The sequence below is a fragment of the Streptomyces boncukensis genome (genome assembly GCF_011045075.1).
GTDB lineage: Bacteria > Actinomycetota > Actinomycetes > Streptomycetales > Streptomycetaceae > Streptomyces > Streptomyces boncukensis.
Window position 1 is genome coordinate 1 of sequence record NZ_JAAKZZ010000047.1, and the last position, 25,222, is coordinate 25,222.

22 protein-coding genes are annotated in these 25,222 nt (G+C 72.9%); 14 read left to right on the plus strand and 8 right to left on the minus strand.

What is annotated here, in order from left to right; translation table 11 throughout:
- Positions 1-907, minus strand: a 907-nt coding sequence (locus tag G5C65_RS07360) for an ABC transporter permease subunit (protein ID WP_165297825.1), incomplete at its 3' end; no start/stop codon positions are given.
- On the minus strand, positions 904-1,440 hold the full coding sequence (locus tag G5C65_RS07365) for a hypothetical protein (RefSeq protein ID WP_165297826.1): 537 nt from the start codon (positions 1,438-1,440) through the stop codon (positions 904-906). The genes G5C65_RS07360 and G5C65_RS07365, both read right to left, overlap by 4 nt.
- 130 nt (positions 1,441-1,570) lie before the next feature.
- Between G5C65_RS07365 and G5C65_RS07370 the strand changes: the two genes are divergently transcribed.
- The 5 genes from G5C65_RS07370 (at position 1,571) to G5C65_RS07390 (ending at position 6,793) form a co-directional block, all read left to right on the plus strand.
- Positions 1,571-2,125 carry an MTB12 C-terminal domain-containing protein gene (locus G5C65_RS07370; RefSeq protein ID WP_165297827.1) on the plus strand — a complete coding sequence of 185 codons (555 nt, stop codon included), beginning with the start codon at positions 1,571-1,573 and terminating at the stop codon, positions 2,123-2,125.
- A gap of 9 nt (positions 2,126-2,134) precedes the next feature.
- Positions 2,135-3,442 carry an ABC transporter substrate-binding protein gene (locus G5C65_RS07375; protein ID WP_338146268.1) on the plus strand — a complete coding sequence of 436 codons (1,308 nt, stop codon included), beginning with the start codon at positions 2,135-2,137 and terminating at the stop codon, positions 3,440-3,442.
- A gap of 195 nt (positions 3,443-3,637) precedes the next feature.
- Positions 3,638-4,882, plus strand: coding sequence for a glycosyltransferase family 4 protein (locus G5C65_RS07380; protein WP_165297829.1), 1,245 nt, complete (start codon positions 3,638-3,640; stop codon positions 4,880-4,882).
- Positions 4,879-5,778 carry a hypothetical protein gene (locus G5C65_RS07385; RefSeq protein WP_206441338.1) on the plus strand — a complete coding sequence of 300 codons (900 nt, stop codon included), beginning with the start codon at positions 4,879-4,881 and terminating at the stop codon, positions 5,776-5,778. Before G5C65_RS07380 ends, G5C65_RS07385 begins: the two co-directional genes overlap by 4 nt.
- 49 nt (positions 5,779-5,827) lie before the next feature.
- On the plus strand, positions 5,828-6,793 hold the full coding sequence (locus tag G5C65_RS07390) for a helix-turn-helix transcriptional regulator (protein ID WP_165297830.1): 966 nt from the start codon (positions 5,828-5,830) through the stop codon (positions 6,791-6,793).
- Here the strand turns inward: G5C65_RS07390 and ctaD are convergent.
- Entirely contained in the window at positions 6,780-8,468 is a 1,689-nt protein-coding gene (ctaD, locus tag G5C65_RS07395; RefSeq protein ID WP_165297831.1) for an aa3-type cytochrome oxidase subunit I, read from the minus strand. The genes G5C65_RS07390 and ctaD overlap by 14 nt on opposite strands.
- 436 nt (positions 8,469-8,904) lie before the next feature.
- On the opposite strand from ctaD, the gene G5C65_RS07400 reads away from it, so the two are divergent.
- Complete coding sequence (locus tag G5C65_RS07400) at positions 8,905-9,120, plus strand: hypothetical protein (RefSeq protein WP_165297832.1); 216 nt, start codon at positions 8,905-8,907, stop codon at positions 9,118-9,120.
- Between the two features lie 65 nt (positions 9,121-9,185).
- On the opposite strand, the gene G5C65_RS07405 is transcribed toward G5C65_RS07400, so the two are convergent.
- Together G5C65_RS07405 and G5C65_RS07410 are read right to left on the minus strand one after the other, a co-directional pair.
- On the minus strand, positions 9,186-10,067 hold the full coding sequence (locus tag G5C65_RS07405) for a phosphatase PAP2 family protein (RefSeq protein ID WP_165297833.1): 882 nt from the start codon (positions 10,065-10,067) through the stop codon (positions 9,186-9,188).
- Between the two features lie 207 nt (positions 10,068-10,274).
- Complete coding sequence (locus G5C65_RS07410) at positions 10,275-11,513, minus strand: glycosyltransferase family 39 protein (RefSeq protein WP_165297834.1); 1,239 nt, start codon at positions 11,511-11,513, stop codon at positions 10,275-10,277.
- A 190-nt stretch (positions 11,514-11,703) separates the two neighbouring features.
- Between G5C65_RS07410 and G5C65_RS07415 the strand changes: the two genes are divergently transcribed.
- Positions 11,704-13,266: an MFS transporter gene (locus G5C65_RS07415; protein WP_165297835.1), complete on the plus strand. Its 1,563-nt coding sequence runs from the start codon at positions 11,704-11,706 to the stop codon at positions 13,264-13,266.
- Positions 13,267-13,329: 63 nt separating this feature from the next.
- Complete coding sequence (locus G5C65_RS07420) at positions 13,330-14,610, plus strand: acyl-CoA dehydrogenase family protein (RefSeq protein WP_241265617.1); 1,281 nt, start codon at positions 13,330-13,332, stop codon at positions 14,608-14,610.
- Positions 14,611-14,677: 67 nt separating this feature from the next.
- Here the strand turns inward: G5C65_RS07420 and G5C65_RS07425 are convergent, their stop codons facing one another.
- A complete protein-coding gene (locus G5C65_RS07425; RefSeq protein WP_165297836.1) occupies positions 14,678-15,133 on the minus strand; it encodes a cell division protein SepF in 456 nt (151 codons plus the stop codon).
- 424 nt (positions 15,134-15,557) lie between these two features.
- Between G5C65_RS07425 and G5C65_RS07430 the strand changes: the two genes are divergently transcribed.
- The 3 genes from G5C65_RS07430 to G5C65_RS07440 all read left to right on the plus strand — a co-directional run bounded on the left by G5C65_RS07430 (position 15,558) and on the right by G5C65_RS07440 (position 18,917).
- Positions 15,558-16,469 (plus strand): trypsin-like serine protease, encoded by a 912-nt coding sequence (locus G5C65_RS07430; RefSeq protein WP_165297837.1) that lies wholly within the window; start codon positions 15,558-15,560, stop codon positions 16,467-16,469.
- 174 nt (positions 16,470-16,643) lie between these two features.
- On the plus strand, positions 16,644-17,552 hold the full coding sequence (locus tag G5C65_RS07435; RefSeq protein WP_165297846.1) for a slipin family protein: 909 nt from the start codon (positions 16,644-16,646) through the stop codon (positions 17,550-17,552).
- A 294-nt stretch (positions 17,553-17,846) separates the two neighbouring features.
- The gene (locus G5C65_RS07440) at positions 17,847-18,917 is read left to right on the plus strand and encodes a S1 family peptidase (protein WP_420903288.1); all 1,071 of its coding nucleotides are present in this window, start codon (positions 17,847-17,849) and stop codon (positions 18,915-18,917) included.
- A gap of 162 nt (positions 18,918-19,079) precedes the next feature.
- Here G5C65_RS07440 and G5C65_RS07445 read toward each other — a convergent pair whose 3' ends face one another.
- Together G5C65_RS07445 and G5C65_RS07450 are read right to left on the minus strand one after the other, a co-directional pair.
- Positions 19,080-20,105, minus strand: coding sequence for an aspartate-semialdehyde dehydrogenase (locus G5C65_RS07445; RefSeq protein ID WP_165297839.1), 1,026 nt, complete (start codon positions 20,103-20,105; stop codon positions 19,080-19,082).
- A 310-nt stretch (positions 20,106-20,415) separates the two neighbouring features.
- Positions 20,416-21,102 (minus strand): TetR family transcriptional regulator, encoded by a 687-nt coding sequence (locus tag G5C65_RS07450; protein ID WP_165297840.1) that lies wholly within the window; start codon positions 21,100-21,102, stop codon positions 20,416-20,418.
- A 120-nt stretch (positions 21,103-21,222) separates the two neighbouring features.
- On the opposite strand from G5C65_RS07450, the gene G5C65_RS07455 reads away from it, so the two are divergent.
- The 3 genes from G5C65_RS07455 to dnaE form a co-directional block, all read left to right on the plus strand.
- On the plus strand, positions 21,223-21,996 hold the full coding sequence (locus G5C65_RS07455) for an SDR family NAD(P)-dependent oxidoreductase (protein WP_165297841.1): 774 nt from the start codon (positions 21,223-21,225) through the stop codon (positions 21,994-21,996).
- A gap of 10 nt (positions 21,997-22,006) precedes the next feature.
- Positions 22,007-22,471 carry a GNAT family N-acetyltransferase gene (locus G5C65_RS07460; RefSeq protein ID WP_165297842.1) on the plus strand — a complete coding sequence of 155 codons (465 nt, stop codon included), beginning with the start codon at positions 22,007-22,009 and terminating at the stop codon, positions 22,469-22,471.
- Positions 22,472-22,561: 90 nt separating this feature from the next.
- The coding region (gene dnaE / locus G5C65_RS07465; RefSeq protein ID WP_165297843.1) for a DNA polymerase III subunit alpha at positions 22,562-25,222 on the plus strand (2,661 nt) is incomplete at its 3' end.

Below are 25,222 nucleotides of genomic sequence, written 5' to 3' on the forward strand. Positions count from 1 at the left end.
GCGCGCGGGCGTGCCGCGGGGGCGGGGCCGGCGGCTCCCACCCGTTCGCCGGGCCGTCAGCGGACGCGTGCACGGCGGGCAGCGCCAGCGCGGCGATCAGCAGCGCCACCGCGAACAGATTGGAGCCGACGGCCTGCAGCATGGGCTGCGCCCAGCCCTCCGGATGGAACCGCGCCAGCTGCGCCTGGGTGACGGCGATGGCCAGCGCCGCGCCCACCGCCAGCGGCAGGCTGCGCATCCGGGCCGCGACGGCGACCGCCATCACCTCCATCACCAGCAGCGGCAGCCCGTACGGGTCCAGCCGCAGGTGCGGCGCCAGCAGGACGCCCGTCAGCCCGGCCGTCACGGTGCCGAACGCCCATCCGGCGGCGGAGACCCGCCCGGCATTGATGCCCGACAGCCCGGCGAGGCGCCGGTTGTCGACGACGGCGCGCAGCTCGCGGCCGAAGCGGGTCCAGCGGGTGAGCGCGGCGACGGCGAGCGCGAGGGCCACGGCGGTGCCGAGCTGGATCCAGGGGTCCTCGGGCAGCAGTTCGGGCACATCGGCGCGGGCGCCCGGACCCCACAGCAGCTGAGCGGCGCCGACGAGCAGCACGAAGATGCCCAGCGACGCCACCAGCGCGGGCACCGCAGCGCCCTCCAGCGGCCGGAACACGGCCCGGTCCAGCAGCAGTCCGAGCGCGGGCGCGAAGCCGAGCAGGACGCACAGCGCTGCCAGCGGAAGCGGCCAGCCCCACTCGGTGACCAGCTGGCGCAGCAGATAGGCGCAGATCATGGCGAGGGCGCCGTGTGCGAGGTTGAGGACGCCGGTCGCGCGGTATGTCACGATCAGGCCGATGCCGGTGAGCGCCGCCGCGCTGCCGACGGCGAGCCCGGCCAGCGTGAGGTCGTAGGTGAGCGAGCTCACCCGGGGTGCTCCGGAACCTCCGGGACGTCCGGGAGCTCCGGCTCGCAGATCGGGCAGGGGCGCAGGCCCCGCTCGCGCAGCACCGGCCCGTCCACCGGCGCCGCCTGGGGCTTGCCGTCGACGAGCGGGCAGTCGGCGCGATGCGCCAGGGTGCCCTCGGGGACGGCCACCAGCGTGCTGTCCGTGCTGCCCATGCTGTCTCTGCTGTCCGTGCTGCCCGTACGGCGGTCCCGCGCGTCCGCGTCCGTGTCCGCCGCCGGGCGCCCCGCGTGCGCTCCCTCAGCCGAGTTCTCCGCTCCGCCGCGCCGGGCCGCGCCGAGAGCGCTCAGCAGCACCGCACCGGCGACGATCAGCGCGGCGCCGGGAACGGTGCACGAGGCCAGGTACGGGATCTGGCGCTCGGCGTACCGCTCGCCCGAGACGCCGTACCAGCCGATCGCGCAGAGCACGGCCCCCGCCGCCACCGCGCCCCAGCCGCCCCAGCGCGCGAGCAGCGCGTCCGCGCTGGGCCGCTGGCCGGAAGATCGCAGCATTCCTCCCCCAGAGCTGGTAGGTCGCTGGCAGGCCCTGTCGCCGCTACGCGATGAGAGGCACTATGCCGTGAGGAAGCCAACGGCAGAAGAGCATCTTCTGGAAGACCAACTCACAGTGGTGGTGAGGACGATGGGTCGAGGGGGAAGCGCCGCCGCACTCGCGGCGCTGCTGGTCCTGGGGGCCGGCGCTGCGGGGTGCGGAGACGACAGCGAGGACCGGGCAACGGAGCCGAAGCCGCCGCCGGCCACCAGCGACGAGTCCCCCGGAGACGGCGGCGATGACGGCAGTGGCGACGGCGGCGACGGCGGCGACGCGGCGCCCCAGGACCGGGCCCGGGCGGAGAAGGAGGTCAGAAGGAACTGGGAGCGGTTCTTCGACCCCAAGGTCCCCAACGACGACAAGGCCAAGTACCTGGAGAACGGCGAGCAGCTCAAACTGCTGCTGGAGGCGTTCAACGAGGACGAGCGCGGCCGCCAGGTCCAGGCCGAGGTCACGAAGGTGACCTTCACCTCCGACACCGCCGCCGACGTCGACTACGCCCTGCTGCTGAAGTCGGCCACCGCGCTGCCCAACGCCAAGGGCGCGGCGGTCGAGCAGGGCGACACCTGGAAGGTGTCGGTCAGGACGCTGTGCGCCCTGGTCAAGATGAGCGGTACCGAGGTCCCCAAGGCGCCGGGCTGCTAGGCCGTGTCCGTGCCCAGGGGCGTACGCCGCGCGCTGTGCCTGGCGCTCGTCCTGGCGGCGCTGTCGGCCGCCGGGTGCGGCAGCCGGCTGCCGGAGCGCGACTTCGAGCGGCGGGGCGGGGGCGCCGGGCGCACCGGGGCCCCGGCCGAGCCGGTGAAGGTCGGCATCATCTCCAGCGCGACCAGCCCGGTGGGCGGCTCCGCCTTCACCGGTCCGCGGGACGGGGCCCGCGCCTACTTCGACCGGCTGAACGCCCACGGCGGGCTGAACGGCCGCAAGGTGGAGGTCGTGACCTGCGACGACGGCGGCAGCGGCGTCGGCAACAACGAGTGCGTACAGCGCATGCTCCGCAAGGAGAAGGTGTTCGCACTGGTCGCCGGGGCCTCGCTGGACTACGCGGGCGCGCCGCAGGTCGCCAGGGCCGGGCTCCCGGACATCGGCGGGCAGCCGATCGGGCCCGCCTACGACACCTATCCGCATCTGTACGGGATCTACGGGAGCCTCGCGCCCCGTAACGGGGACAAGCCCGGCTGGGACGGCAAGCTCTACGGCGGCACCGAGGTCTACCGCTACTTCAAGCGCGAGCACGGCGCCCGCAAGGCGGCCGTCGTCTCCTACAACCAGTCGGCGTCGGCGGCGTATGCGCGCCTGGTGACGCGCGGCCTGAAGCGCGAGGGCTACGACGTCGTCAGCGAGCAGGTCGACTTCGCGCTGCCCAACTTCCGCGCCGTCGCAGCCGACCTGCGCGCCCAGGACGTCGACCTGGTGTTTGACTCGATGGACACGCACGGCAACGCCCAGCTGTGCGAGGCGATCGACGACGCCGGGGTGGAGCTGACGGCCAAGGTCACCAATGTGCAGAACTGGTCCTCCGACGTCCCCGGCGAGTACCGGAAGTCACCGCGCTGCCGCAACGCGCTGTGGGCCACCGGGAGCAGCCGCAACTACCAGGACACCGGCCACCCGCAGGTGCGCGCCTTCCGCACGGCGATGAAGCGCACCGAGGCCGGCCGCGAGCGGCTGTCGCAGTGGCAGCTGGAGGGCTGGGCCGCCGCGATGTGGTTCGGCGACGCGGCGAAGTCCTGCGGCGCGAAGCTGACGCGCGGCTGTGTGGAGCGCTTCCTGCGCCGGGAGGAGCCCTACCGTGCGCGCGGGCTGCTGCTGCCCGTATCCTTTGAAAAGCGGGCGAAACCGCCGAAAGAGCGGAGGACCTGTCTGTCCGTGGCCCGGTGGCGGGACGGGAAGGGCTGGGTGAACCAGGGCGGGGACATGGACAAGAACTGCTTCACGGTCCCGCAGCTCGGCTACCGTCCCTGAGACGGGCAGAAGTGAACCCGAACGATCGTATGCGCAGCAGAGTTCCCCATCTGAGATCACAAAACGCCAACGCTTCGAAACACCTGTGAAACAAGGTGGACGCGGAGTCCAACCCTGTCCGGGTTCGGCCGGTCTACTCATGTGACAGGCGGACAGAGGGGGATGTCCGCGAGGAGTTCGTGGGATTCGGGAAATATGCATATCTCGTTCTTGATCCACAACGGGTACGCCATCGGGGGAACGGTGCGCACCACGTACAACCTGGCGCGCAGCCTCGCCGAACAGCACGACGTCGAGGTCGTCTCGGTGTTCCGCACCCGCGAGCGGCCCGTCTTCGACCCCGGGCCGGACGTGCGGCTGCGCTCCCTCGTGGACACCCGGGAGGGCTCCGGGCCCGCGCTCGGCCCGGAGCACTCCAGGGCCGCGGAGGTCTTCCCGCCCGAGGACGGCAAGTACCCCATGTACAGCGCGCTCACCGACCGGCTGATCGGCGAGCACCTGGCGACCACCGGCGCCGACGTGGTCGTCGGCACCCGCCCCGGGCTCAACGTCCATGTCGCCCGGCAGACCCGGCGCGGCCCGGTGCGCCTCGGCCAGGAGCACCTCACGCTCAAGACCCACTCGCGCCGGCTCAAGCTGGTGCTGCGCTCGGCCTACCCGCGGCTCGACGCGCTCACGACCGTCACCGAGGCCGACGCCGCCGACTACCGCCGCAAGCTGCGGCTGCCCGGCGTCCGTGTCGAGTCCCTGCCCAACAGCGTCCCGCGCCCCGAGGTCACCCCGGCGGACGGCACCAGCAAATGGGTCGTCGCGGCCGGCAGGCTGGCCCCCGCCAAGCGGTACGACCTGCTGATACGGGCATTCGCCAAGGTCACCGAGCAGCGCCCGGACTGGAAGCTGCGGATCTACGGCGGCGGCCGGGAGCACGACCGGCTGCGCGCCCTCATCGACGAGCTCGGCATGTACAACCACGTCTTCCTCATGGGCCCCGCGCACCCCCTGGAGCCCGAGTGGGCCAAGGGCTCCATCGGCGCGGTGACCTCCAGCCTGGAGTCGTTCGGCATGACCATCGTGGAAGCCATGCGCTGCGGGCTGCCCGTGGTGGCCACCGACTGCCCGCACGGCCCCGGCGAGATCATCCGGCCCGGCGTCGACGGCGCCCTGGTGCCGATGGGGGACGAGGACGCCGTCGCCGGCGCGCTGCTCGGGCTCATCAACGACGACGGGCTGCGCCGGCGGATGGGCCGGGCCGCGCTGGAGGACTCCGAGCGCTTCGACCCCGCCCGGGTGGGGTCGCGCTACGAGTCGCTGATGCGCGACCTGCTGGCCAGGGGCAGCCGCGGGCTGCACCGGACCCGTGGCTCGTTCCTCGGAAGCGCGTACACGGTCAAGGACGCCCTGTGGGGCAACGGCCTCAGGGCACAGGAGGGGCGCGCATGAGCACCGGCACGGACACCGCGACCCCTCCGCAGGCCCCCGCGGCCCGGCGCGGCCCGCAGCCGGAGCGCGGCCCGCGCGCCGACTGCGCGGCCGACAGCGCGGGCGGCATCACCTTCGACGTACGCCTGCCCGCGCCCCTGCCGTCGGCGGCCGCCTCGCCGGACCACGGCGCCGGGCTGCTGCTGCGCAGCCGCTCCGGGGACCCCGACGGCCCCGAGACCGTGCGGCTGCCGCTCGCGCCCGTCGCCGGGGATCCCGGCACGCTGCGCGCCGCGCTGCCCAGCACGGTGCGGCTCGCGGAGGGCCGCTGGAACGTCTTCCTCGCCCTCGACGGCGCCCCGCCGCGCCGGCTGCTGCCCGGCGTCAACGACCTGCGCTCGCTGATGGACCGCGTGCCGCACGCCGACCGCACCTGGCTGGGCGTGTACATCCCGTACGCCACCAAGAACGGGAACCTCAGCGTCCGCTCCTGGCAGCGCTGGCCGCACGCCGAGGCCGGGGAGCTGCGCGTGGTGGACGGCGGACTGGTGCTGCGCGGACGGCTGTACGGTGCCGGGGTGGCGCCGGGGGCCCGGCTGGAGGCGTGGGCCCGGCGGCACCCGGACGGCCCGCCCGTGGTGGTCGAGGCGGTGGCCGAGGGCACCGGGTTCACCGCGGAGCTGCCCTATCCGCCGCTGGCCGCGCACCCGGTGTGGGACCTGTGGCTGCGGCCGGGCGGGAGCGCCGAGCCGGTGCGGGTCGCCCGGATTCTCGACGACATCGCGGACAAGAAGCGGATCTTCACCTATCCGGCGGAGCGGGTCCGGCCCGCCTCCGGGGACGGCCCGGATGTGACGGTGACGCCGTACTACACCCTCAGCAACGACCTCGCCGTCCGGGTGGACGCCCAGGACTGACGGCCCTCGCGGACATGAGCTGTCCGCGAGGGGTGGAAGACTCGGGCGCATGTTGGAGACCTCGGCACGACTGCTCCGCCTGCTCTCCCTGCTGCAGGCCCACCGCGAGTGGTCGGGCGGCGATCTGGCCGAACGGCTCGGCGTCAGCCCGCGCACCGTGCGCAGGGACGTCGACCGGCTGCGCGAGCTGGGCTACCCCGTGCACTCCAGCAGCGGGACGGCGGGCGGCTACCAGCTCGGCGCGGGGGCCGAGCTGCCGCCGCTGCTGCTGGACGACGAGGAGGCGGTCGCCGTCGCCGTGGGGCTGCGCGCCTCGGCGCACGGCGGCATCGAGGGCATCCAGGAGTCCTCGGCACACGCACTGGCCAAACTGGAGCAGGTCCTTCCGAACCGGCTGCGGCGCCGGGTCAGCGCTCTGACCGAGTACACCGTGCCCATGCTGCGCGAGCACACCGGGCCCGCCGTCGAGGGCGGGCTGCTCGCCGAGCTCGCGCACGCCTGCCGCGACCACGAGCAGCTCCGCTTCGCCTACCGCACACACGACGGCACCTCCACCCGGCGCCGGGTCGAGCCGCACCGGCTGGTGACCACCCACCACCGCTGGTACCTGGTCGGCTGGGACCTGGAGCGCGCCGACTGGCGTACGTACCGCGCCGACCGGATCGCGCTCACCCCGCCGCACGGCCCGCGCTTCACCCCGCGCACCCCGCCCGCCGAGGACCTGGCCGCCTGGGTGTCCGAGGGCGTCTCCACCCGCGCCTACCCCGCGCGGGCCACGGTGCTGCTGCACGCGCCGATGGAGCGGGCCGCCGAGCGGATCTCGCTGTCCACCGGCACCCTGGAGCCCGCGGACGGGGAGCGCTGCCTGCTGCGCCTCGGCGGCCACTCGAAGGAGCAGCTGGTGGCTTACGTGCTGATGCTCGGGTTCGACTTCGAGGTGCGCGAGCCGGAGGACCTGCGGGCGGCCGCCGCCGCGCTGCGCGACCGGCTGGCCCGCACGCTCAGCGCTCCGTGACCTCCCGCCGCCGCTGCTCCTCCGCCCTGGCGACCTCCGGGTGGTGCAGGTCGAAGGCCGGGGACTCGGAGCGGATGCGCGGGATGGAGGTGAAGTTGTGCCGCGGCGGCGGGCTGGAGGTCGCCCACTCCAGCGAGCGGCCGTAGCCCCAGGGGTCGTCCAGGCCGGTCTTCTCGCCGTACTTCGCGGTCTTCCAGAGGTTGTAGAGGAACGGCAGCGTGGACAGGCCCAGCAGGAAGGAGCCGATCGTGGAGAGGGTGTTGAGCGCCGTGAACCCGTCCGCGGCCAGGTAGTCCGCGTACCGGCGGGGCATCCCCTCGGCGCCCAGCCAGTGGTGCACCAGGAAGGTGAGGTGGAAGCCCGCGAACAGCGTCCAGAAGTGGATCTTCCCCAGCCGCTCGTCGAGCAGTTTCCCGGTGAACTTCGGCCACCAGAAGTAGAAGCCGGCGAAGGTCGCGAAGACGACGGTGCCGAAGACGACGTAGTGGAAGTGGCCCACCACGAAGTAGGTGTCCGTGACGTGGAAGTCCAGCGGCGGCGAGGCCAGGATCACCCCGGTCAGCCCGCCGAACAGGAAGCTCACCAGGAAGCCGAGCGACCACAGCATCGGCGTCTCGAACGACACCGAGCCGTGCCACATCGTGCCGATCCAGTTGAAGAACTTCACCCCGGTGGGCACCGCGATCAGGAACGACATGAACGAGAAGAACGGCAGTAGCACGGCCCCCGTGGCGAACATATGGTGCGCCCACACCACGACCGACAGGCCGGTGATCGCCATCGTGGCGCCGACCAGCATCACATAGCCGAAGATCGGCTTCCGGGAGAACACCGGGATGATCTCGGTGATGACGCCGAAGAACGGCAGGGCGATGATGTAGACCTCCGGATGCCCGAAGAACCAGAAGAGGTGCTGCCACAGCAGCGCGCCCCCGTTCTCCGACGCGAAGATCATGGACCCGAACCGCCGGTCCGACTCCAGGCACAGCAGCGCGGCCGCCAGCACCGGGAACGCGATCAGCACCAGGATCGAGGTGAAGAGGGTGTTCCAGGTGAAGACCGGCAGCCGGAACATCGTCATACCGGGCGCGCGCATCGTGATGATGGTGGTGAGGAAGTTGACGGCGCCCAGGATGGTGCCGAAGCCGGACAGCGCCAGTCCCATGATCCACAGGTCCGCGCCCACCCCGGGCGAACGCACCATCGAGTTGAGCGGCGCGTAGGCGAACCAGCCGAACGACGCCGGGCCCGTCGGCACCAGCAGGCTGCACAGCACGATCACCCCGCCGAACAGGAACAGCCAGTACGACAGCATGTTCAGCCGGGGGAAGGCCACATCGGGCGAGCCGATCTGCAGCGGCATGATCTCGTTGGCGAAGCCCGCGAACGTCGGTGTCGCGAAGAGCAGCAGCATGATCGTGCCGTGCAGCGTGAACGCCTGGTTGAACTCCTCGTTCGACATCAGCTGCAGCCCGGGGCGGGCCAGCTCGGCGCGCATCAGCAGCGCCAGCGCGCCGCCGATCAGGAAGAAGACGAACGAGGTGATGAGGTAGAGGTGACCGATCTTCTTGTGGTCCGTGGTCGTCAGCCAGTCCACGACCAGCCGGCCGCCACGGTGCGGGCGGGGTGCGGCACCCCCCTCGTCGGTCGCGACCTCGGCGGTGTGCGTCGCCATCGTGCCCCCTCGCGTCGCGTGCGTTCGGGCTCACGCCATGATGCGGGCATCCGCGGGCGGATGCGAGGGGGCGTGCCGGAGGACGGGCGACTGCTTTCGGCCCGTGGGAGCGGACCGGGGGACGCGGTGCGCCGCGGGCGTACGGAGCGGGCGTCGCGCACGCGCGGCAGAGGGCGCGTGCCCGCTCCGCGCGCCGCACAGCCGCCCGGAGGACGCCCGGCGGTTAAGGAATTCTTGGCCCGGAATTCGCGGACCATTAATTCGCCAGCCTCCCGGGCCCGCCGATTTCCCGGGGCCGGGAATCCGGAATATGGGCGACCTGTGGATACGGCAACGGAGAAGGCACGTACGAGTGACGCGTTGTGACAGAAGCGTGACTTGGCAGCCGTCCGGACGGGACTTCCGGCTGCATGGCCCGGCGTCTACGGTTGCTGCCATGGCACCGGAATCCGTATCAGAGCAGGACCGCGACGACGACCCCGAGCGCTATGTCGGGCTCCCCGCCGAGGAGGCCGAGCGGCGGGCGTACGCGCGGGGCTGGACCACGGTGCGGCGGCTGGAGCCGGACGCGGTCATCACGATGGAGTTCCTCGTCGGGCGGCTGAACCTGGCGGTCGCCGACGGGCAGGTCGTGCGCTGCTGGCCGGGCTGACCGCGACCCGGCGACCCCCGCGAACCACCGGCGGCCCAGGAGCCGCCCCTCTTCAGCGCCCCTCTTCAGCGCCGGGGCCCCAGGGTGCTCCGCACCCCGGAACCGGAGGTCTCCCGCGCGGGCACGGTGCGGGTCGCGGACGGCTGCACCAGCGGCTGCCGCGCCGCGACCGGCCGCGCCGACGGGGGGACGGGGGAGGCCGTCGTCGGCGAGAGCGCCGCCCGGAACCGGCCCCGCAGCGCGAACGCCAGGGCCTCGGCCCATGCGATGGCGGGCTCGCACCACGGCAGGGCCAGCAGGATCAGCAGCCCGGCGGCCCAGCCGAGCAGCACGTCGCTCACCCAGTGCGTACCGAGGTAGACGGTGGTGGCGCCGACGCCGAGGGTGAGCACCCCGGCGACCACCGACAGCACCCGGCGGGCCCGCGGCGTCGTCGCCAGGTAGGCCAGGATGCCCCAGGTGACCACGGCGTTGGCGGTGTGGCCCGAAGGGAATATATCGCCGCCGGCATACAGCTCGGCCGAGCCGACGGACGTGGCGTAGTGCGGGCCGAGGCGGCCCAGCCCGATCTTGACGGCGCCGACCGTGACGTTCAGCAGCAGCAGGGCGACGGCCAGCACCAGCAGCGGGCGCAGGGTCCGCTGCCGCCAGGAGCGCCAGCCCAGCCAGGAGGCGACCAGCACCGCCGTCGGGGCCCGCTGCCCCATGACGACGAACGCGTCCAGCGCGCCGTGGAATTCCGGCCACTGCTTGTAGGGGCGGAAGAGCATCACCTGCCAGTCGAGCTGGACGAGCCAGGTCTTGCCCAGCACCGCCACCACGACCGCGACGTAGAGGACGAGGGTGATGCCCAACAGACCGAGCCGGACGCCGCTCATCCGCGGCGGCGGAGCAGAGGGCCGGTGCGGCTCCTGCTCCAGCCTGGAGAAGATTCGGTCGGTACGCACTCAATCCAGATTACCGGCAGTGAAGAGCACAACTGACGATGGCGGCGTCTTCGTGATGCCGATGTGATGTCCATTAGCCGCCGGACCGGACTTAGCCAACATTTATACGGGACGATTCCCGGCACCCGCAGGTATTGCCGTACTGGAGTGAACTGTATGAGGGGAACTTCACTCACTGTCCAGCCGGCGTTCTTTTCTGCTTTTCCCTTATGGCGGGCCCGAGCCGTGCAGCCACCACGCGCCGTACACCGCAGAGGCCGCGGCGAGCAGCCCCAGCAGCCACCACGCCCGCGCGGTGCGCGCCCGCGCCAGCGCGGCGGCGGCCGGCAGCAGCAGCGGGAAGGCGGGCAGCAGCAGCCGCGGCTTCGAACCGAAGTAGCCCTTGGCACACAGCGCGAGTACCACCACCGCACCGGCGTACACCAGCAGCGCCGGGGGCTGCCGCTGCCGTACGCACAGCGCGTACAGCCAGAGCACCAGCGCCACCCCGGCGATCAGGCCGAGGCCGCCCGCGACCGAGCCGGTGAGGTTCCGTCCGATGAAGCGGAGGAAGGCCCAGCCGCCGTCGAACCCGTTGCCCCACTCGCCCTGCACGTCCAGATAGCCGGTGACGCTGCCCCGCCGGGCGCCGACCCACGCGACGTAGCCGAGCCAGCCCAGCGGAGCGAGCAGCAGTCCGAGCGCCATCCGGCCCCCCGGCCGTACGGGGCGCTCCCGCGCGGGCTCCCGCGCGCGCTGCCGCCACTCCCGCCACAGCGGCAGCAGTGCCGCACACCACACCGCGGCCACCACCGCCGCGCCCACCGGGCGGGTCAGCCCGGCGCACGCCGCCAGCGCCCCCGCCCACACCCAGCGCCGCGTCAGCGCCGCCCACAGGGACCAGGCGGCCAGCGCGGTGAACAGCGACTCGCTGTACGCCATCGACTGCACGACGCCGACCGGCAGCGCCGCCCACAGCACCGCGAGCAGCACCCCGGCCCGGCGCCCGTACAGCGCCCGGCCGATCAGGAACAGCGCCCAGGCGGCGGCGAGCGAGGACAGCGCGCTCACCAGCAGCCCCGCATCGCGCGGGGCGAGCGGGGACACCTCGGCGAGCCCCCGCTCCAGCGCCGGGAGCAGCGGGAAGAACGCCAGATCGGAGTGGACGCCGCCGTCCGGGAGCCGGACGGAGTAGCCGTACCAGCCCTCCGCGACGCGGGTGTACCAGAGCGAGTCCCAGCGCGCCGAGAGCAGCTGGTGGGCGCTCCTCCCCGCCGCCCCGGCCCACAGCGCCAGCACCAGCAGCCCCAGCAGCCGCACCCCCGCGTACGCGAGCAGCGCCGGGGCCGCGGCGCCCAGCGCAGCCCGCAGCCGCCGGAGCCGCCGCAGCCACCGCAGCCGCCGCAGCGGTCCGGACCCGGGCCTGTCGGCTGCGGGGAGGGCGGGGGAGTCGGCGAGATCGGTCACGTTCAGAGGCTATCGGCGGCCCTCACCTGCCCTGGCGTCAGCCTCCCGGGGCAGGGGCACCACGCGCACCCGGCCCACTCGCGTACGCTGACGCCCACTCGCACCGCCGCAGTACCGGCCGTATGCCGCCGCACCGTCCCCACGGCGGCTTCTCCCCACGGCCCGCGGGCGAGAGCAAGGAGGTGCACAGATGTCAGGGACGACCACGGCCGCCCGGCAGCGCGAGGCGGCCCCCGTCCCCTCTCCCGGCGCGGGCCCGGACCCCGCGGGCGGCGCCGGCCGCTGGACCGTACTCGTCGTGCTCTGCGCCAGCCTGCTGCTGGTGGCCGTCGACGCGACCGTGCTGCACGTCGCGGTCCCCGCGGTCTCCGAGGACCTGCGGCCCGGCTCCGTCCAGCTCCTCTGGATCGTCGACGCCTACCCACTGGTGTGCGCCTCCCTGCTGATCCTCTTCGGCACGCTCGGCGACCGGATCGGCCGCCGCCGGGTGCTGCTGTTCGGCTATGCGCTGTTCGCCGTCGCCTCCGCGCTGGCCGCCTACGCGGACTCCGCGGCCGTTCTGATCGCGGCCCGCGCGCTGCTCGGCGTCGGCGGCGCGATGATCATGCCCGCGACGCTCTCCATCCTCCGCCAGGTCTTCCCCGACCGGCGCGAGCGGGCGCTGGCCATCGGCATCTGGAGCGCTGTCGCCGCCGTCGGCGCCGCGGTGGGACCGCTGGTGGGCGGGCTGCTGCTGGAGCACTTCTGGTGGGGCTCGGTCTTCCTGGTCAACCTTCCGCTGATGGCCGTCAGCCTGCCGGTGGGCCGCTGGCTGCTTCCCGAGTCCGTCAGCGACGGGCGCGGGCCGTGGGATGTGCTGGGGGCGCTGCTGGCCGCGTCCGGGCTGTTCGGCGTCATCCTCGGGGTCAAGAGCGCGGGCAGCGGCGCGCTGCTCTCGCCCGCCGTCTGGCTGCCGCTGGGCGCGGGCGCCGCGCTGCTGACGCTGTTCGTACGGCGGCAGCGCGGGCGCGAGCATCCGCTGATCGACGTCGGCACCCTCACCCGTGCCGCGTTCGGCACCTCGGTCGGCTGCATCGTGCTGACGGTGCTCGCGCTGGTCGGCCTCGCGCTGATCGCGGCGCAGTATCTGCAGCTCGTCCTGGGGCTCTCACCGCTGGAGACGGGGCTGCGGCTGCTGCCGCTCTCGCTGGCGGCCGTCGCGGCGGGGCTCGTCGGCTCCCGGCTGCTGCGGCTGCTCGGGCCGCGCACGATGGTCGCGCTCGGCTTCACGGTCACCGCGCTGGCCGTGCTCTGTCTGACCGGACTGGGCGAGCAGGACCGCCCGGGGCTGCTCGCCGGCGGCTTCGTCCTGCTCGGCTTCGGCCTGGAGACCACGCTCTTCGGGTGCTACGAGTCGATGCTGAGCGAGGCGCCGCCGGGGCAGGCCGGCGGCGCGGCGGCGGTCGGGGAGACCGCCTACCAGCTGGGCGCGGGCATCGGGATCGCGCTGCTCGGCAGCGTGATGAACGCCGCGTACGGGCCCGGGGTGCGGGACGTCGAGGGCGTACCCGGCGCGGCCGGCGCCGACGCGGGGCACTCGCTGGGGGAGGCGTACGAGGTCGCGGCGCAGCTCGGGGGCGCCAGGGGGGAGGCCCTGCGGGAGGCGGCGCGGTCCGCCTTCGTCCATGGGCTGCATATGACGTTGCTGGTCAGCGCGGTGCTGCTGCTGTTGGGCGCGGTGGCCGCGCTGCGGCTGCCCCGCCGGATGGAGTGAGGGGCGGCGCTGCGGCCGGGGGGCCTTGTCCCGGGGCGTTACCGAGTCGTAGCGTCGCCCTCCATGAGCTCACTTGAGTTTTCCCGGGGGGCGGCCCCCGTGCCCCCGGCCGGACAAGCAGGCCGGACGGGGCGCCCCGGAGGAGCCCGCGAGGCCAACCGGGGCAGACCCGCGTTCGACGCGCACGACCCCCTGGGGATCGACGACCTGCTCAGCGACGAGGACCGCGCCGTCCGCGACACCCTGCGCTCCTGGGCCGCCGACCGCGTGCTCCCGCACATCGCCGAGTGGTACGAGCGCGGCGAGCTCCCCGGCATCCGCGAGCTCGCCCGCGAGCTCGGCTCGATCGGCGCCCTCGGCATGTCCCTGAAGGGCTACGGCTGCGCGGGCGCCGGCGCCGTGCAGTACGGGCTGGCCTGCCTGGAGCTGGAGGCGGCCGACTCGGGCGTGCGCTCCCTGGTCTCCGTGCAGGGCTCGCTGGCGATGTACGCCATCCACAGGTTCGGCAGCGAGGAGCAGAAGCAGCAGTGGCTGCCCCGGATGGCGAGCGGCGAGGTCATCGGCTGCTTCGGGCTGACCGAGCCGGACCACGGCTCCGACCCGGCCGCCATGCGCACCTACGCCAAGCGCGACGGCTCCGACTGGGTGCTGACAGGCCGCAAGATGTGGATCACCAACGGCTCGGTCGCCGGGGTCGCCGTGGTGTGGGCCCGTACGGAGGACGAGGGCATCCGGGGCTTCGTCGTCCCCGCGGACCGTCCGGGGTTCTCGGCCCCCGAGGTCCGGCACAAGTGGTCGCTGCGCGCCTCGGTGACCAGCGAGCTGGTGCTGGACGAGGTGCGGCTGCCCGCCGACGCGGTGCTGCCGGAGGTCTCCGGGCTGCGCGGCCCGCTGAGCTGTCTGAGCCACGCCAGGTACGGCATCGTCTGGGGCGCGATGGGCGCGGCGCGCACCTGCTTCGAGACGGCGCTGGACTACGCCGGCTCGCGCGAGCAGTTCGGCAAGCCGATCGGCGGCTTCCAGCTCACCCAGGCCAAGCTCGCGGACATGGCGGTGGAGCTGCACAAGGGCATCCTGCTGGCGCACCATCTGGGGGTGCGGATGGACGCGGGCACGCTCCGGCCCGAGCAGGTCAGCTTCGGCAAGCTGAACAACGTTCGGGAGGCGATCGAGATCTGCCGCACGGCCCGCACGGTGCTGGGCGCCAACGGGATCTCGCTCGAGTACCCCGTGATGCGGCACGCGACGAATCTGGAGTCGGTGCTCACCTACGAGGGCACCGTGGAGATGCACCAGCTGATCCTGGGCAAGGCCCTGACCGGGCTGGACGCGTTCCGGGGCTGAGCCGTCCGGGCCGCCCCGCGCGCCGGGCCGGTGGGGAAGGGGGCGCCGGAGCCCCTTCCCCGCCGGCTCAGCTCTGGTTGAAGAAGCCGCCCTCGGCGGCGCGGCGCTCCTCGCCGTTGACGATCTTGTAGTCGGGCGGCGTCAGGAGGAAGACCCGCGTCGCCACCCGGTCGATGGAGCCGCGGAGGCCGAAGGTCAGGCCCGCCGCGAAGTCGACGACGCGCTTGGCGTCGGCGGGGTCCATCGCCGTGAGGTTCACGATCACCGGCACTCCGTCCCGGAAGAGCTCGCCGATGCCCCGGGCGTCCCGGAAGCCGTCGGGGGTGACCGTCGCGATCCTGGTGCCCTGGTCCTCCGCGGCCTCCGCCGTCACCTGCACCCGCGGGTCCGTGGTCCACGGCTCACGCGCGGCGTCGCCGGGCTCAGGCCCCTCGGTCGGTCCGTCTGCGTAGTCGTCGTAGTAACGCATCTCGCTGTCGTCGACGAGGCCCAGCCAGGCACTCGCCTTGCGCACCGATCCCATGGACGCCTCCTCTCCTTCGCGCGGGTCTCACTGTGTCTGGTCAGCGTCCGCAACTCCTATCGTCGTCCATGATGCTGATGATGCGCCAAGTGGATACCCGGTCGGCACGCGATTCGTGACGGTACTGGTGCAGAACATATGGCGCTCGATCAGGGATCTTGCCGAAGACGGGTGCTGACTGTGTGCCAGTTTTTCCCGCTTTGTCCCTTCCGTCCGTACGGGTGGCCGGGGCGGACAGACGGGTGAGCCGGGCCCGCCCGCGCCGCGGGGCCGGCGGGCGGTTTCCGGCCGGACCCGGTCCGATTGACCTGGGCATGACCAATCGTTGACCGAAAGCGGCCCTTGCACTTCCGCAAGGACCCTGCAAATACTCCATGCAGCGTTTGTCAGGAGCACGCTTTGATTTCCCTGATCGGGAGGAAAAGTGATGATCAAGCGCACTACCTCCAGGAGCGTGGCACGCGGAAGACGCGCACGGCTGATCGCCGTCGCCTCCGGAATGGCTGCGGCCGGGGCACTGCTGGTGCCCGCGACGGCCTCGGCCGGGACTCCTTCCCCCCACACGTTCACCGCCAACGAGCTCAGCGCGACCTCTGACGCCGTCCTCGACGCCGACGTCGGGGGCACGGCCTGGCACGTCGACAAGAAGTCCAACCGTCTCGTCGTCACTGCCGACAGCACCGTCTCGAACGCCGAACTGGCGAAGATCAAGCACGCGGCGGGGAGCAACGCCGCGGCGCTGGACATCGAACGGGTCCAGGGCACGTTCCAGAAGTACCTCTCGGGCGGCGACGCGATCTACGCGTCCAGCTGGCGCTGCTCGGCGGGCTTCAACGTGCGCAGCGGGAGCACGTACTACATGCTCACCGCCGGGCACTGCACCGACGGCGCGGGCAGCTGGTACACCAACTCCTCGCGCTCGACCCTCATCGGCCCCACCTCCGGGTCGAGCTTCCCCGTCAACGACTACGGGATCGTGCGCTACAGCAACTCCTCCGTGTCCCACCCCGGCACGGTCGGGAACCAGGACATCACCCGGGCCGCGGACCCGTCGGTCGGCCAGAGCGTCACCCGGCGCGGCAGCACCACCGGCACCCACAGCGGCCAGGTCACAGCGCTCAACGCCACCGTCAACTACGGCGGCGGCGACATCGTCTACGGCATGATCCGCACCACCGTCTGCGCCGAACCGGGCGACAGCGGCGGACCGCTCTACTCCGGCAGCACGGCGCTGGGTCTGACCTCCGGCGGCAGCGGCAACTGCTCGTCCGGCGGCACGACCTTCTTCCAGCCGGTCACCGAGGCGCTGAACGCGTACAACGTCAGCGTCTACTGACCGCACACCGTCCCTCACGGGGCGCCTCCGCCCGCGGTACGCGGCCCCGCCGTGCGCCGCGGGCGGAGGGCTCGACCCGGGTCTCCCCACGGAGCTACCGTGAGAATACTCACCTGTATCTCCTGAATATCCCGGATTCCCCGGGAGCCGGATGTGGGTCGGCGGGAGGCCGTCATGGTCGTGGAGCTGGTGGTCGCGGGACTGTCCGTGGGAGCCGTCTACCTGATAGCGGCGGCCCGGGTGGTCCGGCAGTACGAACGCGGACTGGTCTTCCGGCTCGGACGGCTCAGGTCCGCCGTGAAGCAGCCGGGCTTCACCATGATCGTCCCCGGTGTCGAGCGGCTGCAGAAGGTCAATATGCAGATCGTGACGCTGCCGGTGCCCGCCCAGGAGGGCATCACCCGCGACAACGTCACGGTGCGGGTGGACGCGGTGGTCTACTTCCGCGTCGTCAACCCCGCCGAGGCGATCGTGCGGGTGGAGGACTACCGCTTCGCGGTGGCCCAGATGGCGCAGACCTCGCTGCGCTCGATCATCGGCAAGAGCGAGCTGGACGATCTGCTCTCCAACCGCGAGAAGCTCAACCAGGGCCTGGAGCTGATGATCGACAGCCCGGCCGTCGACTGGGGCGTCACCGTGGACCGGGTCGAGATCAAGGACGTCTCGCTGCCGGAGACGATGAAGCGCTCGATGGCCCGGCAGGCGGAGGCCCAGCGGGACCGGCGGGCCCGGGTCATCAACGCCGACGCGGAGCTGGAGGCGTCCAAGAAGCTGGCGCAGGCCGCCGACCAGATGTCCTCGACGCCCTCGGCGCTGCAGCTCCGGCTGCTGCAGACGGTGGCCTCGGTCGCCACGGAGAAGAACTCCACGCTGGTGCTGCCGTTCCCCGTCGAGCTGCTCCGCTTCCTGGAGGGCAAGCGCGAGGGCGAGACCGCGGCTCCGGGGCCGCGCGGGGGCGCGGAGCGGGAGCCGGACGGGCCCCGCGGGCCGGCGGAGCTTCCCGAGGAGATCCTGGGCGAGCTGCGCACCGGCGCGGAGGACCTGGACCCGGAGCCGGGCTCCCGGCCGGATTCCGATGGCTGAGGGGCGAATACCGGACAGGTGCCGCCTTCACCCCGGGTGTGCTGCGACGTCGCAGCCCGTGTCCGCATACCGGGCCGACGTGCACGGATGTGCGGAAGTCCGCTGTCCGGGAGGGGAATCCGCACCTCCGCACGGCTGACGTGATCTGGACCTTGTGTGTTAACCGTCGTTCTCGCGATACTCAGCGAATGCATTGACATGGACGCGACCTCTCGCGGACCGGGAAGCCGCGTCCGTACTCCTCCGGGACCGCCTGTCGCAGGGCGGTCCCAACCCCCCACCGGAGGTATCGAGTTGCGAGACCGTACACGTATATCCAAGCGCAGCGTCCTGATCGCCGGCACGGCGGTCGCCGCCCTCACCGCGGGGACGCTCGGCATGACCGCCGCCAGCGCTCAGGAGACCTCTTCCGACAAGACCCTCTCGGCCGCGGACGCCTCCCAGCTGGCCGCCAAGGTCACCGGCGAGGTCAAGGCCGACGGCGGCGCGTACTACGACGCCGGGGCGAAGCAGCTCGTCGTGAACGTCACCGACGCCGCCGACAAGGAGAAGGTCGAGGCGGCGGGCGCCACGGCCCGGCTCGTCAAGCACTCGACGGCGCAGCTCACGGCCGCCAAGAAGGAGCTGGGCGAGCAGCGGACCGTCGGCACCGCGCGCGGTGTGGACACCCGGAGCAACAAGGTCCTGGTCACCGCCGACGAGACGGTCAAGGGCGCGAAGCTGGCGAAGCTCAAGAAGCAGGTCGCCGCCCAGGGCGACAAGGCCGAGCTCAAGCAGGTCAAGGGCGAGTTCACCACCAAGATCGCAGGCGGCGACGCCATCTGGGGCTCCTCGGCGCGCTGCTCCCTGGGATTCAACGTCACCGTGGACGGCCAGCCCGGCTTCCTCACCGCCGGCCACTGCACCAACATCGTCTCCAGCTGGTCCCAGACCCAGGGCGGCTCCGCCATCGCCCAGACCCAGAGCGGCACCTTCCCGGGCAGCGACCACGGCCTGGCGATGTACACCTCGAACGTCGACCACCCGAGCGCGGTCAACCTGTACAACGGCAGCTCCCAGGAGATCACCGGCGCCGGCGAGGCGTCGGTCGGCCAGCAGGTGCGGCGCAGCGGCAGCACCACCCAGGTGCACGGCGGCACCGTGCAGGCGCTGGGCGTCGACGTCGACTACCAGGAGGGCACCGTCCGCAACACGATCCAGACCAACGTCTGCGCGGAGCCCGGCGACAGCGGCGGCGCGCTCTTCGCGGACAGCACGGCACTGGGTCTGACCTCCGGCGGCAGCGGCAACTGCTCGTCCGGCGGCACGACCTTCTTCCAGCCGGTCGGCCCGGCCCTCGACGCCTACGGCGCGTCGATCCCGTGATGGACCGGCAGATGTGCGGCTGACGCACCGTCGCCCCTGAGCCGCGGCTGACCCTACGGACCACAGGGCGGCAACCCCCCACACCACAGAACCCCCGGACACCGTCCGGGGGTTCTGTGCACGTCAGAGGAGGGGGGCCCAGCAAGATCCGCCGGACGCCCCCTACCGCTCGGCCGCCACCAGCTCCGCGATCTGCACGGCGTTGAGCGCCGCACCCTTGCGGAGGTTGTCGTTGGAGAGGAAGAGCGCGAGGCCGTTCTCCGCCGTTTCGTCGCCGCGGATGCGGCCGACATAGCTCGCGTCCTTCCCGGCCGCCTGGAGCGGGGTGGGGATGTCCGACAGCTCCACGCCCGGCGCCCCGGCGAGCAGCTCGCGGGCGCGCTCGGGGCTGAGCGGGCGCGCGAAGCGGGCGTTCACCTGGAGGGAGTGGCCGGTGAAGACGGGGACGCGCACACAGGTGCCGGAGACCTTGAGATCCGGGATGTCCAGGATCTTGCGGCTCTCGTTGCGCAGCTTCTGCTCCTCGTCCGTCTCCGCCAGCCCGTCCTCGACGATCGAGCCCGCGAGCGGCAGCGCGTTGAAGGCGATGGGCCGCTTGAACTTCTCCGGCTCGGGGAAGTCGACCGCGCCGCCGTCGAAGGCCAGCCGGGCCGCGTCGCCCTCCACGGCCTTGCGCAGCTGGCCGTCCAGCTCCGCGACACCGGCCAGGCCGCTGCCCGAGACCGCCTGGTACGTGGCGACGACCAGCGCCGTCAGCTCCGCCTCGGCGTGCAGCGGGCGCAGCACCGGCATGGCGGCCATGGTGGTGCAGTTCGGGTTGGCGATGATGCCCTTCGGGCGGCGCCGGGCCGCGTCCGGGTTCACCTCGGAGACGACCAGCGGGACCTGGGGGTGCATCCGCCAGGCCGAGGAGTTGTCGATGACGACGGGGCCCTGGGACGCCACCTGCTCGGCGATGGCCTTCGAGGTCGCGCCGCCGGCCGAGAACAGGACGATGTCCAGCCCCGCGTAGTCGGCCGTGGCCGCGTCCTCCACGGTCACCTCGCCGTCCCGCCACGGCAGGGTCCGCCCGGCGGAACGGGCCGAGGCGAACAGCCGCAGGGTGTCGACCGGGACGTTGCGCTCGGCGAGAATCTCGCGCATCACGCCGCCGACCTGGCCTGTGGCTCCGACGATCCCGATCTTCATGGGGCTCCTTCTGTGCGTTCACGCTGCGCTTGCTGAGAGGTACTGGTGCTGTGGCCCTTACCCTGCCTCGCGCGGAGCACGGTGGCCAATCCTTTGATCGCGATTTCTTGGGCGCAGACCCCCGGTTTCAGCCGTGGGGTTAGCCCATCCTCGTGATAGCTTGTAGCGGTCGCGACAGCCAAGCGACCGGCGGGCGGGGAGTCCGTTGCAGCCTGTGGAGACCTCGGCAGTGGCCGGTCCGTGAAGCAGGAACCGCCAACCCTCGGGTTGGAATCCCCCGGCTTCAGCCGTGGGGAGGAACTCAATTCGGTCACAGCGTCCCCGCCGGGGCGCCGTCGTCCGCGCCCGTCGTACGCCCCGAAGGGGCGCGGGGAACATCCAGGTTCGCCGTGAGTTTCCGGAGGCACTGGACGGCGAGCTCCGCCGGGTTCCGGTCGGCGTCGTCCGCGGCCCAGCTCTCCACGGCGATCCGCATCGCGGAGTTCGCCGCGGCGGCCAGCAGCCGGATGTCCAGCGGGTCGGCGTCCGGCCGCGCCAGCCCGGTCAGCACCGGGACCAGCGCCTCCTCCGTCGTCGCGTGGACGCGGTGCCAGACCGTGCGCAGCCCGGGGTCGCCGGGGATGGCGCGCAGCAGGCCCCGGGTGCGGTGCAGCGCCTCGGCCGCCGCCTCGTCCTGTGGGGTCAGCGCCTGCCGGACCGCCCGCTCCAGCGCCTCGGTGAGCGGCAGCTGTCCGGGCGCGGCGGCGAGGACGTCCAGCCAGCGCCGCACTCCGCCGGTGAGGAGCGGCGCGACGGCCTCCTCCTTGGTGCGGAAGTAGCGGTAGAAGGTGCGCAGCGAGATGCCCGCCTCGCGCGCGATGCCCTCGGCGGTGACGGCGGCGGCGCCGCGCGCGGAGAAGAGGTCGGCGGCGGCGCGGGCGATCTCCCGCTCGGTCTCGGCCTTGCGCCGCTCGGTGAGGGAGAGCCGGGGGGAGGGGGACTGTGGTGCGGCGGACATACCGGCAGGATACGTCAGGGCGCCCGGCGGAGCGGCGTAGTGCGCCAGCATGGCACATCGTGCCATTCGGTCGTACGGTGGAGGGCGCCCGCTTTTCTCCGGCAGGACAGGAGCCCTCCCATGGATCTCACCCATCGCTTCGCGGAGTACCGCGCCCTGGTCACCGGCGGCGGCTCCGGCATCGGCCGGGCCACCGTGCTGCGGCTGCTGGACGAGGGGGCCGCCGTCGCCGCCGCCGATGTCTCAGCGCCGGGGCTGGAGGAGACGCGCGAGCTGGCGTCCGGCGCCGGGACGGCGGACCGGCTGACCACCACCGTGCTGGACGTCGCCGACGAGGAGTCCGTACGGGACGGCGCCGGTGCCGCGGTCGAGGGGCTCGGCGGGCTCGACGTCCTGGTGAACGCCGCCGGGATCCTGGACTCCGCGCACACCGAGACCATGACCCTGGCCTTCTGGAACCGGATCATCGGCGTCAACCTCACCGGCACCTTCCTGGTGACCCGCGCGGCGCTGCCCGCGCTGCTGGCCACCGGCCGGGGCGTGGTGGTCAACTTCAGCTCGACCTCGGCCGCCTTCGCGCACCCCTATATGGCCGCCTACGCCGCGACCAAGGGCGGCATCCAGTCCTTCACGCACGCCCTCGCGGCCGAGTACAGCAAGCGGGGGCTGCGCGCGGTGTGCGTCGCGCCGGGCTCCATCGACTCCGGGATGACGCGCGCCCCCGGGCTGCCGGAGGACCTCGACGCCGACCTGCTCGCCAAGCTGTCCCCGGCCCTCGGGAAGGGTTTCGCCGGGCCCGAGACGGTCGCGGGCGCGATAGCGATGCTCGCCTCCGAGGACGGTGCCTTCATCACCGGCACCGAGCTGCGGATCGACGGCGGTACGCATATGTAGGGTGCCGGCCATGAGTAGCGTCGAACACCCGTACAGCGTCCGTACCGCACGCCCCGCCGACTACGACACGGTCATCGGCGTCGTCGACACGTGGTGGGGCCGCCCCGCCTCCCGGGACCTCACCCGGGTCTTTCTCGACCACTTCTTCGACACCAGCCTGATCGCCGAGGACGCCGAGGGGCGCCTCGCCGGTTTCGTCATCGGCTTCCTCTCGCCCTCGGAGCCGGAGTACGCCTACGTCCACTTCGCCGGGGTGGCGCCCGCGCTGCGGAGGTCCGGGCTGGCCCGTGAGCTGTACGAGCGGTTCTTCGCACGGGCCCGGGAGGGCGGCCGCACGGCTGTCAAGGCCATCACCTCCCCGGTCAACACCCGTTCGATCGCCTTCCACGAGGCGATGGGCTTCACGGCGTCCGCGCCCGTCCCCGACTACGACGGGCCCGGTCTGGACCGCGTCGTCTTCCGGCGTGCGCTGTAGCCGCCGAGCAATTCGAATGGAAGTTCGATGGCTGGTTTATTGTGGTGCTCGGAGAACATCAGGGGCTGATGCGGTGGGAGGTGCACAGCGGTGTCCGGTTTCGCGCACCTCCATGTCACCTCCGGCTTCTCGCTGAGGTACGGCGCCTCGCACCCCGAGACGCTGGCCGAGCGGGCCGCCGAGCGCGGGATGGAGGCGGTCGCGCTGACCGACCGGGACACCCTCGCGGGCGCCGTGCGGTTCGCCAGGGCGAGCGCCGCCGCCGGGGTGCGGCCGGTGTACGGGGTGGAGCTGGCCGTGGGGGAGCGGGACGAGCGGGCGGGCGACCCCGTACGGCGCAGGCGGAACCCCGTGCGGGGCGGTGCCTTTGTCGACGAGTCGGCCCCCCGCGCCGTCTTCCTCGCCCGGGAGGGAGCCCGGGGCTGGGCCGGGCTGTGCCGGATGGTGACCGCCGCGCACGCCCGCGCCGAGGGGGGCGGCGCCGAGGCCGAGCGGCCCCTGCTGGCCTGGGAGGACGTGCGCGAGGACGGCGTCACCGCGCTGCTCGGAGCCGGCTCCGACGTCGGCCGCGCCCTCGCCGCGGGGCGGCCCGACCGCGCGGCGCGGCTGCTGTCCGGCTGGCGGGAGATTTTCGGCCACCAGCTGCGGATCGCCGTCGACGGCTCCGGGCCGCTGCGGACGGCGGCCCGCGCCCTGGGCCTGGCGGCCCAGGAGGGCGTCAGCCCCGTCCTGACGAACGCCGTGCGCTACGCCGACCCCGGCATGGGCCCGGTCGCGGACGTGCTGGACGCCGCCCGCCGCCTCGTCCCCGTCGACCCGCGCGGCGGGCTGGACGGCGGCGAGCGCTGGCTGAAGGGGCCCGGGGAGATGGCCCGGATCGCCGAGGCGGCCGCGGAGGCGGCCGGATACCGGCGGAACACCGCACACCGGCTGCTCACCCTCACCGAGGAGACGGCGGGGGCCTGCCGGGTCGACCCCGAGGACGACCTGGGCATCGGCAGCGTGCACTTCCCCGAGCCCTGGCTGGCCGGCACCCGCGGCCGGACCGCCGTGCGCGAGCTGCGGTCCCGGTGCGCCGCCGGGATGGCCGTACGGCGGTACGAGCGGGACCCGGTGCGCTGGCGGCGCCTCGAACACGAGCTGGGGATCATCGAACGGCTGGGCTTCTCCTCGTACTTCCTCACCGTCGCGCGGGTCGTCGAGGATGTGCGGGGGATGGGCATCCGGGTCGCGGCGCGCGGCTCGGGGGCCGGGTCCTTCGTCGCCCATCTGCTGGGCATCGCCCAGGCCGACCCCGTCGCGCACGGGCTGCTGATGGAGCGGTTCCTCTCCCCGCGCCGGGCCGCGCTGCCGGACATCGACATCGACGTCGAGTCGGCCCGCCGCCTGGAGGTGTACCGCGCGATCTTCGAACGGTTCGGCGAGGAGCGGGTCGCCACCGTCGCCATGCCCGAGACCTACCGGGTGCGGCACGCCATCCGGGACGTGGGCGCCGCGCTCAGCATGGACCCCGCCGAGACCGACCGGCTCGCCAAGGCGTTCCCGCACATCAGGGCGGAGGACGCGCGCACCGCGCTGGCCGAGCTGCCGGAGCTGAGGGGGGTGCGGGCCGAGGCGTACGGGGCGCGTTTCTGGGACCTGGTCGAGGGGCTGGACGCGCTGCCGCGCGGCGTCGCCATGCACCCGTGCGGGGTGCTGCTCTCGGACGCCTCGCTGCGCGCCCGTACGCCGACCGTGCCCACCAGCGGCGAGGGCTTCGCGATGTCCCAGTTCGACAAGGAGGACGTGGAGGACCTGGGGCTGCTCAAGCTGGATGTGCTGGGCGTGCGGATGCAGTCCGCCATGGCGTATGCGCTGGACGAGATCGAACGGGCGGGCGGCGAGCGGGTCGACCTGGACGCGGTGCCGGCCGCCCCGGCCGATGCGGCCGATGCGGCCGATGCGGCCGATCCGCTGACGTACGAGCTGATCCGCTCCTCCGAGACGCTGGGCTGCTTCCAGATCGAGTCGCCGGGCCAGCGGGACCTGCTGGGCCGGCTGCAGCCGGAGACCTTCCACGACCTGGTCGTGGACATCTCCCTGTTCCGCCCCGGGCCGGTCGGCGGCGACATGGTCCGCCCGTTCATCGAGGCCCGGCACGGGCGGCGCGCCGCCCGCTACCCGCACCCGGACCTGGAGCCGGTGCTGCGCGAGACCTACGGCGTGGCGATCTTCCACGAGCAGGTGATCCGGATCCTGGCGGTCATGACCGGCTGCGACCGGGGGCGGGCCGACGAGGCGCGGCGCGCGCTGGGCGGCGAGGAGGGCCGGGCGCGGGTGCGCGCCTGGTTCGCGGCCGGGGCTGAGCGGCGCGGCTATCCGGCGTCCGTGATCGCCGCCACCTGGGAGATCGTGGAGTCCTTCGGCTCGTACGGCTTCTGCAAGGCGCACGCGGTCGCGTTCGCCGTGCCGACGTACCAGTCGGCGTGGCTGAAGGCGCACCACCCGGCGGCGTTCTACGCCGGGCTGCTGGAGCACGACCCGGGGATGTACCCGAAGCGGCTGCTGCTGGCGGACGCGCGGCGGCGCGGGGTGCCGGTGCTGCCGCTGGAGGTGAACCGGTCCGCTTCGTCCTACCGGATCGAACTGGAGTCTGATTCTGGGGTGTGGGGGCTGCGGCTCGCCCTCTCCGAGGTGCAGGGCATCAGCGAGGCCGACGCGGCCCGTATCGAGGCCGGGCAGCCCTACGACTCGCTCGCCGACCTCTGGCGC